The organism is Rhodococcus sp. NPDC003382 (genome assembly GCF_053589135.1).
The window spans coordinates 1-11,515 of the sequence record NZ_JBSFRH010000085.1; the positions used below are offsets into that span (position 1 = coordinate 1).

Genomic DNA, 11,515 nt, shown 5'->3' on the forward strand with positions numbered 1-11,515 from the left:
GATGATCTTGGTTGATACCGAATCATCCCTGATCAGGGGGCCGTTAGGACCTTCACGGAAAGTGCGACAGATCCACTTTCTCATGGCCATGGACAGCCCGCAGTAGGCAACGCAACGACCACCGCGGGCAGCGCACACGACGGCCATACGCTTCCGCTGAGTGTGAGCCGCAAAGGGATTGGCGCGCAGGAATCCGTGGCTGAGACTCACATCCTCGCGAGGGATCACACCCAACCGTCCGATCGGGATGCCGCACACGGGTCTGACATGTGCAAATGGCAGGTCCACGAGACCGACCCCCGTCCCTCGGTAACCCTCTCGATCCGCGAAGCGAAACACATGCGACACAACTCGAGAAATCGGACATCCCGGTTCTCGGTCAAGTAAGAAAGGGGCACGCTGGTGGCACAGGACTGGACTCTCGGCATCGACTTCGGCACATCCAACACAGCGGCGGCTCATACCAGCCCGTCCGGCAACGGTGTGCACGTCCTGGCGTTGAGCCATCAGAGCAACCTGATGCCCTCGGCGGTGTACGTCGAATCCCCCGAGACCGTGTTCGCCGGCGACGCCGCACTGAACAAGGCCGAAGAGCACCCGCAGGCTCTGCTGACCTCCCCGAAACGCATGCTCGGGTTCGGGATGGTGCCGGTCAACGGGTACGAGATCCAACCGTCGGTGCTGGTCGCTGCGATCCTGCGCCTGGTCTACGACCGCGCCGTGTCGATACACAACAACGAGCAGCCGAGCCGGGTGGTCCTCACCCACCCCGAGGCGTGGTCATCGGATCAGATCGGGATTCTCACCGACGCCGCAGCCCTGGTCGGCATCGATCCAACCACCGTCACCACCATCTCCGAACCACGGGCGGCGGTGCACTACTACACCCGGACTACGCCGCTGCCCGTCGGCGCCACCATCGCAGTATTTGACTTCGGCGCCGGCACCCTGGATGTGGCAGTCCTCAAGGCCACCGACACCCGCACGTTCGAGGTTGTCGCTGCTCGCGGTGACAACGCGCTCGGCGGCAAGAACTTCGATGCGCTGATCCGTAGGTGGGTCGACGAGCAACTGACCGACCGCGAGCCGCAGCTGCTGGAGTGGCTTCGCCGATCCGCGCCACCCCAGGACATCCAGGCCCTCAACGGTCAGATCCGGCGGGCGAAAGAACTGCTCTCCGATCAACCGAACGCCACGATCCGCGTCACCGGCAACGGCCACAGCACCGCCCTGTCGCTTACCCGGGAAGAGTTCGAGCAGATCATCGGCCCACAGATCGACCGGGCCCTCGAACTGACCCGGCACACTCTGGCGGACGCCGGTGCCGATGCCGGCTCGCTCGACGCGCTCTACCTGACCGGCGGATCGTCCCGAATTCCGCTGGTGCACCGCCGACTGGCCGAACTCGGACCCATCGCCACCCTCGACGATCCGAAAACCGTGGTGGCACAAGGAGCCCTGCACACACCGTCTCGCAGCGGCGCAACTCCCGAACTGTCGCCCGTCGTGTCCGCACCTGGAGCTACACCCGCAGCGGCCGCGCCGGTGTCGACGTCCGCGCCCGATACCGCGCGCACGAAGCTGTGGTTGTCGACCGCAGCGGCCGGTGCCGTACTCCTCGGAGGTGTCGCCATCGTAGTAGCGCTGACCGGGCAGGAAACGCCCACCGGTGCGGCGGCCGCCGTAGCGGAGGGAGCGACCGCGATGACCATCGCATCTGCGTCCTCGGCCGCAGCACCAACGGAATCCCGAGCTGTGGTAGTCGCTGGGCCACAGACCGCAACGGAAGCAGGTGCACTCACCCGGCGGGGGAACCTCATCGGCACAATCGGCGAAACGATGACCAAAGGATGCACTGGCGAGGTGTGCAACCGGTCCGTCACCATCACAGACATCGAGGTGAACCCATCGAACTGCATCATGTCCGACGACGAGAAGACCGTGGTGGTGCACTACACGGTGGTCACCGGCCCGACGCCAGACGATTCGAGCTCCGGTCTGGCTCCCTACTCGTGGTCGGCGGTCGACGCGCAAGGCGGAGTGTTACCGAGCATCGGCACCAGCTATGACCCCAAATGCGGGGATTATGAGACGAATGATGGTTTCATGCCGAATTCGACATACAAACTCGTTTCGGTGCTCAGCGTTCCAGACACACACAGCACCTTGATCTGGCGGCCCGATTTCAAGAATACCGAGCTAATTTCCGCACCCGGGCTCGAATTCAGCCTTCCGACAGCTTGAACCGTCATCCAGCCAAGACTGCCGGTGACGACGAACAGAGAACTCGCTCGGAGGCAGCATCCGGGCAGTCGACGGCGGGTGAAGTCTTCACCCGCCGTCGACAACTGATGACCGCGCTCGGCTTGTACAGCTTGTTCGACGTGGCGAATCAGGCCGATGCTGATACATCGCTGGGGCCTCCCACACCTCGTGGCTCGACCAGCCAGAATCCGATTCCTGCCAGCAACCCACGTTCACATGTGAGTGAGACCCCAGCCCAGCCCCTCATATCGTCCAAACCGATGCAACTCGGGACTCGAGGGTTTCACAGCGCTCGAATCTCGGAAAGCACTCCATCTAGAAGTCCCTTGACATCGCTTCCACCGAGCACCAGCTGGCGGTCGAGCAACCGGTTCCCGGTTTCACATGATGTCTCACTGATCAAAGAACAACCATGACACGCTGAGAGATTGAGCTGGGAAGCGCCCTGCCTGTCGCTTTCGATACATACCGGGTCATTCGAACAGAAGTCAGCGTCGTCCAGCGCTGAAACCAGGAGTGGGACCAACTTGTCCGGGGCCCCAAGTCTCACGAGGCCGCCAAGCGTTCCCTGAGCATCGCCGGCAGCGGTATAGATGAAGATCCCAGCGGTCTTGTCCACGCGATCCGAATTGGCATAGATCCGCTCCTGCAGGGAAGCAGAAGCATACCCGCTCGCAAACGCCAGTCGCCGAATAATCAAATGCGACAATGTATGTAGTGCAACATACCGAGGCTCCGGGACATCCAGCCTGCTTGCCCACTGGCTATCGTTTCTTCGCTCACGGAGAATGCGTGCTCGCGCTTGCACATCGGCCCGGGACTCCCACGCAGCAAGTTCGGCCTCGTCGAACCTCAAGAAGATTCCCTCACCGAAAAGTTCAACCGCAGGGTACGTGGGCCGCCGCCACTGATCCGGTCCGAGATCGGCGTTGATCAGGGCCGCATCAGCATCGTGTCGACGGAAGCCACGTAGGGCACGAACTTCCCGAACTCGCCTAACCTGTCCGATAGCACTGATTTTTCGAAGAAGGCTGTCAGGGCCTGCCACACCGTCCAGAGTCCACCCGTCGACTACGAAGTCGCTCCCGCTACGGTCACGGCCGCCCGCAAGCTTCTTGACAAACGCAGCCCACTCCCCATCCTTGAGATCGAGCAACATCTCATCTGCACCGGCCTCATTTCCGGCGGCTACTGCTAGGACCTGCTCGGTGGTCACCTTCAATTCGTCGGCGATCCAACCTGCTACGATTTCAGCTTGAGGGCCCCCATTGTCCGCTACTACTTTCTCGAAATACACATGGCTGCGAATCTTGTCAGCGGCCTCAACAGATTGTGGCCGCTCTTCAGGAATGTCGAGGGCGGAGATTCGCTCAGCGATGTAGTTCCCGGTTGCACCGCGCTGCACCGCGACCAGTTGATGCTCACACGGCTTTTTCACAGAGCTTTCCGGTTCCCAAGGTTGACGACCTGCACACCGGATCCCATCTCGGTGCAATGAACCCTTCGTCACGAGCTCCGACATTGAACGCGAGTTCCCACACCCGTAGCAGGTGACAACGAGTGAGGACAGACCTTCGCCCCGATTCGATAGTTTCTCGAACCGGAGTGCCTTGTAATCACGACAGAACCGAACCTTTTCGTTCTGCGTTGCCTCCTCCCCACGATGTGCCCACTGGAACCAAGGAATGTCTTGGACGTGACTACCTTTCACGCAGATTGCCACGAAACGCATCGGTACAAGGAGCCCTCCACATTCGCACGAATTGCTCCACTTGCCTTGCTTCTTTCCGGTGAGCTTGGAGAGCTTGTCGCAGCGTTCGCAGAATCGCCACGCCGGGAATCTCCAATAGGGCAGCGCAGGCGTGTCCTTGGCGGTGTGGCCGGCATGCGTGGGCGGCCGCCTCAGGACACCGGCCCCGAGTCGGGCCATGAGACGCTCACAACTGATCTCAGGTGCGAAACGTCGATCCCACCAAGATGTATCCGGGGCGAGGAGGGACTCGTTCCGGATATCGACAATGGCTCCTACACCGAAGGGTGAGATCGTCTCGGACAGGCGAAGGTCATGCTTGATCTTCTCCACGGTGCACCTCCTCCTGCGGTTCCTGGACCTCTACGGCCACATTCGGTTCGACCGATCTCATCGAGTCGTTGACCAACCATCCCTCGCCCGATTGCCCGAATCGTTTGAGCAACGCCGTCTCGACATCTTTCGAGCGTTCGTAGTTCAGCGGCTCGTTCGCTTCACGCGCCGCAGCTGCTCGACGGTTCCAGTCACGAAGCAAGCCCCAGACGGCGTCGTGTGTCTCCTCGAATTCGATTTCATCCGCCCGAGAGACATATCCGAGGAACTTGTCGACGAGCCGGCTGACCGCCGACTCGATTCGTGTGTCTCCCAAATCCAGTCGAGATGCCACGCCGTTGGCTGCAAGTGGCTCGAACGAGTGCCGGACCATCGCGACGAGCGCACCTGCCAACGATCTGTCCCGGGACGCCAAGGACCAGGGGGTGACACTGGTAGGTTCGACACTTCGGTAGAGGGCCTCGTGGTAGCCCCTGAAGGTCTCGAAATGCGACCGGTCGCGTGCACGGCTCGATCGGAACAGCGTTACAACGACACCGTTCGTGTCACCTCGGCCCACTCGGCTCGTAGCCTGGATGTACTCGGCAGTGGTCTTCGGCTGGCCCACCATCAGCATGAGCGCTAGGCGGGGGATGTCGATGCCGACGGAAAGCATATTCGAGGACAGGACCACGTCCACCGCATCGGGCGACTGATCGGCTCTCACCCTCAACGCTCGCAGATCTTTGGGCAACTCATCCGCTCCGCGGCGACTGGTCAGTTCGAGGACCTTGCCTGCCCTGACCGGTCTGTGTTCCAAACCAAGCCGGTCCGCGCGGGGTTCGAGACGTCCGTTCACGTCGTCCACGACCAGAGTTCCGGTCCGCCCCAGCTCGCGCAAACTGTTGTGGTACATCACCAGAGTCCAGTAGGCATCGCGCGAGGGTCCATTGGGGGCCTTCTTGGCAAGTACCTCGGGAACCTCGATCAAGGGGGTTGTCGCCGCAATCACCGCCGATGGCTGAGAGACCGACTGCGGCATGAGGCCCACGTAGAGGCGACCTTCACCGCTCTCCACTGGCTTCGAGAAGAAGGTGCGGTCGTCGTCAAGCCCGGAGGGTGGATACAACGCCACGCCACGTCCGTAGAGACCTTTGACCTGCTCGTCGGAGGACCGAATCGTAGCGGTGGATGCGACGATTTTCGGTGTATCACCAGTCCTGCTTAGCAGAACCTGAATTGCAGCGTCGAACACTGCCACCGTGGTACCGAGCGGACCGGAGAGCAGGTGCAGCTCGTCCTGGATGATCAGCGACGGTTGCTTGAAGGTCGTCCCGATACCCAGCAATTTACCCGCGTCGGGGCGAAACTGCAGACGGGCGAACTTGTCGACAGTAGCCAGGAGAATCGTGGGCGGGTTTTCGTAGATCATCTCGTCGACCACGACGAGCGGAAGTTCATCAGAAAACGGACACGTGGCATCGGTGCAGTGGAGTACGACGTCTCTCCCTACCAGCCGAAACCCATACGTGCGCTTATCGTCGGCCTTCTTCTCCGGGACCATCGGTGTCAGGCACCATGGGCAGCTCTCGACCTGGAATTGGTTGGCTTCCTCCGGGCGTGCGGCTTTGTGCAATCGATCTAGCGCATCCTTGGCCTCACCCCGGTCACCCGGTGTGACCTCGTTGCCCACCCACAACCCGATCGTGAACGGCGCCATACCCTTGACGCGTGCGTCCGTGGTCCGCAAGAGCTCCATCGCACAGATCAGAGCCGCGGCTCGCTGGAACTGTTGGGACGTCAGCAGCCTCAAGGTGTAGCGCGTTATGACCGCAGTTCCACCGCCGGCCAGACCGTGCACGAGACGGCGACGGAAGATATCGATCGCAGCGAGGCCTAGATACGCTTCCGTCTTTCCGCCACCAGTTGGGAACCAGATCAGATCGACGAGCTCCCTGTCCTGGTGCGCTTCCTCGACCGTGGACGCCAAAGAGACGAGCAGGAATCCGAGCTGGAACGGACGCCACGCCGGCTCCTGAACTTTCTCCTCCAATACGCCGTTGTTGATCCGCGCCTGCCGCATCTGCGACCGCATCGCCGACATACCAAGTGCAAAGGCAGTACGTAGCTTCGAGTTCTCAGGCGAACGAAGAAGACGGAGGCTTTCGTTCATTCTGGCGACTGCGTCCTGAGAGCGCTTCGCAATCCTGATAGCAACCGGCGCGTCCTGGTCGAACCGCTGTGCTCGTGCCATCTGTTCGTCGGACCAGGCCTCGAATGCACGAACGAACGCGTCGAGTGACGGGAGCACTTCGTCCGGGCTCTCGTCGATCTTCGCGAGGTGACGCAACTCCAGGGACTTCGCCTCATTGGTACCTGCCTTGAATCCGGTCGTCTCAACCGCCGGAACGACGAACGCTGGTACTGCGTCCAGAAATACCCGGGTACAGCGGTCGCCGGAAAAGGCCCAGTTCGCGGCCATCCCGTGGCCGACGGCGTAGACCTTCCGATTCCGGTACCGGAGCCGCAGCTCCGCCGCTTCCTCATCGGTGTCGAACGAACGTGTCGTGTCGTACTCCAGAATGTCTGCCCCAGACTCGGGCTCGACCCCCAGTTCGACCTGGAACAACATCCGTTCGATGTCCAGCCGGTCGTCGCCGGTCGACTCCGCTAGCACTCGGACGTGGACTGTCACGAGATAGGCACCCTTGAAGTCACGCCAGCGGGAACCGATCTCGACGCCGATTCCGTATACGTCGAGAGTGATCGGGCCTTGCTCCCGAGCCAAGGTGCGATCAGACTCTTCGAACTGGCGGCGACGCCATTGAGGCGGACCGTCGGTATCGACCGAAGTGTATGTACCGCAGGAAAAATCGACGACTACTCGGGGTCCGTCGGTAACGAACGAAAGGGCCACCGAGGAGGGACGCCAGTCCTCTGCAAGCGGGACCCCTGCGCCGTCTTCCTCGACATCCCCTTCCGCAACATCAGCGCTGACATCGCCCCCGGAGTTCGTACGATCCCCACGAGGGGCCGCTTCGCGCGGAAACAACATGCCGACCGCATATTGCCGGTGCGGCTGATTCGTGGTCACTTCCTCATCGCCGGCTTCCGGCCCGACATACGACGCTCGCAGATGCTCGAGGACCGATTTCTGGGGTGCAGTGAGCGTCATTTGGCAGCCTTCCTTCTGAAGAGGTCCTGCAGCCGCTTCTTGTCCGTCGCCGATGCAACGATGTGAAGCGTTACCCGCGCACGGGTGACGGCAACGTAGAAGGCCGCGAGGCCAGGTTCGTCGTACTCGTGCGGCAGGTTGCATACAATGACATGCTCCGCCTCCAACCCCTTTGCGAAACGTGGGGTGGTCACAAGGAATCCACCTTCGATCCGCCGTGGTTCGGCATCCCCTGACACATCGATGATCCAGATATCCTCGCGCCGAGCACCATTCGCGACGAGGTCGCGGGCCACAGCAACACCCTCATCGATTCCTGCAATATCCTCGTTCGACCACCGCCACTCCACACGATCGCCGTGGACGATCCCCGGATCTCCGACATCGGCTCCAAGGTATTCCTGGACCACGTGCACGATCGCTTTCGTGTTGCGAACGTTTCGATCGAGATTGAACTGAACCGCATCGTGCTTCATCAATTCGTATACGTCACTGTCGAATTCACCATCGACGTGCGCCTGGTTGTTCTGGTCGAGGAACATTCGCCAACGACCAGCTGTCAAGCCTCCGTGAACCATGGAGTCGAGTGCATCCATCCCCGCGGCATTCATGATGTCCTGGGCTTCATCGACGAAGATCACGTCATACTTCTTGTCGCCCGTCAGATCTGCGAAAGGGCGCAGGTCGATATCTCGGTCACCGACTCGAGGTGAGAAGAAGTCAACAAGGGAAGGCGAGTGGAACGTGATGAGCACCGACTTTCCGCTCCCTGCCTCCTGCTTTGCTGCCTCTGCGAGCACCAGAGATTTTCCGGTACCTGCACCGCCAGAGATCAACATCCTGGGATTGGGAGACAAGGCCGCCAGTATTCGCGCCTGCCCCTCGGTTGCGCGGTTCTGCTCCTCCAGCACTGCACCTCGCTGCGCATCGATGACAGGCATACGGGTGAACTCACCGAAGAGACGGCTCCGCAGCGTATCTGCGCGTGCCCGCTTCACACCGAACGGCGCGGTTCTCGCGCCCTCCTCGATTGCCGCGAAAGCGTCGGACATCCCCTGGATATTCATCTGGTCCTTGGCCCACCAATGACTGTTCTTCCAGTCCACCGCGGGAGGGGGAGAATCGACATCGGGAGTGATGACGACAGCCTCGGAGGCGAACCACCCGACACCCTCTTCGGTCAGGATCTCCTTCAACGCATACATCGCCGATTGCGCCTGCTCCATTGGAGATTCACGCAGTTTGTGCCAATCGCGGTGCCGGTCAATGCTGTACCAGACCCCGTCGTGTTTGCGAACTCCCCCTCCCTTCACCTCGATCACGATGACGAGGCCGTTCCACAGGACTACGAAGTCGGCTTCGCCCTGCTGTTTGACGGAGTGCGTCCGTAACTTGACCGAATAGAAGGCCACGGCATCCGCCGGCCCCTCGACGGCGCGCAATAGCCGCGCCACCCTACGTTCCGCGTCACTCGTTGCAACGGACTCGATATCCGCCAGGTCCGGTACCAGAATCATGCCTGCTGACTCCCCCAAAGTTTCTCGTACTCGCGGTAGCCGAGGAAGTCATTCACGGCACCGAAGTTGTCGGCGACATCGACGATGAGGCACTCCTCACTACCACCGTTGGCCGGACCGCGAAGACCACGGCCCGCCATCTGAATGTAGGCACTCGGGCTGAACGTAGGGCGCGCGATATAGAGGGCTCGCACTCCAGGCGCATCGAATCCTTGAATCAGCAGGTCACAATTTGTCAATACCCTGATCTTGCCGCTCTTGAATTTGTCGATTACCTCGCGGCGCTGCTGGCGACCGGTTTGACCACTGACTGCGGCAGCTTCAACGTCCCGGTATCGGAGGGTTGCGGCAAGAACTTGAGCAGAGAGAACACTCGGTGTGAAGACGAGGATCGGCCACTCGGAATCCTGACTCATGATGTGGTTGACGAGGATCCTCATTCGCGCTTGGTCCCGGCCGATTCGGTCGAGCACCTGTGGTTCGAGCTTACGCATTCGCTGCGCCTGGAGAAGTTCCCGCTTTTCCAGGACGACATCGATACCCGGTAGAACCTCGTGCTTCACACGAGACAGAACACCAAGCTTTGAAAGCTCCTCGTACGCATTGTCTTCAAATGCCGCCATCTTGTTGTGGCCAAAACGCGCAGCGAGACTCTTGGTCGGCTCGCTGTTCTCGACTCTGCCCTTGAATGGGGTGGCCGACAGCCCGACGAGTGGCCTCTCATAGCTCCGGCCGTCGACGCCCAACCAGCGAAGAATGCGTGTATAGCGTGGTGAATCGCCCGTGCGGTGCGCCTCGTCGATGAAGACAGCACACGGCCGGCTCAGCCATTCATATGCAGGATCTCCCGCTACCGATGTATCCAACTTGGCATCGGTGGCTACTACGACGCTGAATTCGGTGTCAGGCTCGTGAACCGTGGCTGAGTCCCAAAGGCGTCCGATCGACAGGGGGCGTTCGTCACCGAGCCCCCGCCATACAGTGCTGAACGTCTGAACCGCCTGCTCGCACAGCTCTTCCGACTGCGCGATCCATAGAATGGTGCCGCGGAGCGCACCGTCGATGAACAATCTCAGGACTGTTTCCGTCGCGACACGCGTCTTCCCGGCGCCGGTCGGAAGCTCAACCATGCCTTTGAGAGCGCGACCTTCTGGCCCTCTGAAGGTCAACACCTCGCACAGCTGTCGCCGGATTCGTTCCTGAAAGTCGTGCAAGGGGTTGAGTTTGATTGCGCCCGGGACGAGGAATTCCGAAGGTTGCGGTTGGTTTCGGCGACCGGCGTACTCCATTCCGAACCCGAGATTCCGCAACCAGGAGATCGTGGCTGGTCTTCCGGCCCATTCGGTAGGTACGTCGTGATGTCCTTCGTTCTGGAATTGGTCCGCGAGAAGTTTGATCGAGTCCGTTCCGTATACCGTCAGAAACAGCTCAGCCACCGAGGTCGAGTCGTCAACGAGTCCCTGATCTTCCAGCGCGTTCCACAAGCCCTTCGGCAGCCCTTCCTTGAGGGTGTCCTCGCCGAAAAATACCTCTAGCCGTTCGGCGTCACTGGCGGCGGCTCTGGCGGCCTGACGTTGCTCCTCGAGCCGCTGGTCAACTCCAGCTTGGATCACGTTCGCCAGCTCTACATTGGACAACCCCAGGCCGAACGCTTCATTGGCGATTTCGAGGACACGCCGCTCGTCGAAATCTGCCTGCAGCACCAATTGCAGTCCATCCAGGTGCCATGGAAGAGACTGATCCTCGACACCGTCCTCGGTAGTGACGCGCTTGATGATGTGCACAGCCTTCGAAACCGTTGCATTCGCGACCTTGTCAGCGACAAAAGTCGTGCGCAGCCCGGTGTACAAGTCGATGATGCGCTCAGGCTCCTGCTGGCCTTCGACAAGCAGAGCGAACGAGAAGCTGTCTTCGAACGAGCGGCATCCAACGAGCTGAATCAGCTTTTCCACATGTTCCGGCGCAAAAAGGTACGGCTTATGCCTCGAGCTGAGGAACAGTCTCTCCTCATCGTTCGTAGCTACGTAGACAGCGTCCGGTCGCTTGACCTCGATTCCTCGACCTACTCGCGCGAGAATGCGCGGTGGACGGGAGCCAGAGAAGGCAGCTTCACACGCGGCCAGAACAAAGGTGGACAGCGTCCCGTCGTTTACCTGCGCTGTGCCAGGTTCGGATGCGAGCGCGTCGGTCAACACCGCGACCGGGATGTCGCCTACTTCCTTCGGGAGAGACAGTGCGTCCTCGACACGACGGGGACCACGAAAGAGCGGAAGCAATGCTTCGTATTGGACGAGCGAAGCAGAAACAGCTTCCGACGGCGGTTTGAAGCCGCGGGTCGTGTTCACCACGCCTGCGCGGTCCACCGCCCAGCGAACAGGAGAAATTACCTGATACGTCCGGCCAGTGAGGTTTTCTCACCAGGAGTTCGCTGACGGCGGCCGGGGACATTCGGGCGGTGTGGCGTGAGATGAGGACGTGGGGTCCTACCTGGTAGAG

At 60.8% G+C, this 11,515-nt stretch carries 5 protein-coding genes; 1 reads left to right on the top strand and 4 read right to left on the bottom strand.

Annotated features, from left to right (window positions below):
- Nucleotides 1-642: 642 nt before the first annotated feature.
- Nucleotides 643-2,244, top strand: a complete 1,602-nt coding sequence (locus ACWDUD_RS30160) for an Hsp70 family protein (protein WP_450111717.1) — start codon at nt 643-645, stop codon at nt 2,242-2,244.
- 304 nt (nt 2,245-2,548) lie between these two features.
- Here the strand turns inward: ACWDUD_RS30160 and drmB are convergent, their stop codons facing one another.
- Genes drmB through ACWDUD_RS30180 form a run of 4 tightly spaced genes read right to left on the bottom strand, consistent with a single transcriptional unit; the run spans nt 2,549 to nt 11,367 of the window.
- Nucleotides 2,549-4,348 carry a DrmB family protein gene (gene drmB, locus ACWDUD_RS30165; protein WP_450111713.1) on the bottom strand — a complete coding sequence of 600 codons (1,800 nt, stop codon included), beginning with the start codon at nt 4,346-4,348 and terminating at the stop codon, nt 2,549-2,551.
- Nucleotides 4,329-7,502 (bottom strand): helicase-related protein, encoded by a 3,174-nt coding sequence (locus ACWDUD_RS30170; protein WP_450111714.1) that lies wholly within the window; start codon nt 7,500-7,502, stop codon nt 4,329-4,331. Before ACWDUD_RS30170 ends, drmB begins: the two co-directional genes overlap by 20 nt.
- On the bottom strand, nt 7,499-9,019 hold the full coding sequence (locus ACWDUD_RS30175; protein ID WP_450111715.1) for an NERD domain-containing protein: 1,521 nt from the start codon (nt 9,017-9,019) through the stop codon (nt 7,499-7,501). The genes ACWDUD_RS30170 and ACWDUD_RS30175 overlap by 4 nt, the downstream gene beginning before the upstream one ends.
- Nucleotides 9,016-11,367, bottom strand: coding sequence for a DEAD/DEAH box helicase (locus tag ACWDUD_RS30180; protein ID WP_450111716.1), 2,352 nt, complete (start codon nt 11,365-11,367; stop codon nt 9,016-9,018). The genes ACWDUD_RS30175 and ACWDUD_RS30180 overlap by 4 nt, the downstream gene beginning before the upstream one ends.
- Nucleotides 11,368-11,515 lie beyond the last annotated feature (148 nt).

Bases quoted from the DNA above. Each gene is read 5' to 3' on its own strand.
- ACWDUD_RS30160 (WP_450111717.1), top strand. From the start codon at position 643: ATGGTGCCGGTCAACGGGTACGAGATCCAACCGTCGGTGCTGGTCGCT.
- ACWDUD_RS30170 (WP_450111714.1), bottom strand. From the start codon at position 7,502: ATGACGCTCACTGCACCCCAGAAATCGGTCCTCGAGCATCTGCGAGCG.
- ACWDUD_RS30175 (WP_450111715.1), bottom strand. From the start codon at position 9,019: ATGATTCTGGTACCGGACCTGGCGGATATCGAGTCCGTTGCAACGAGT.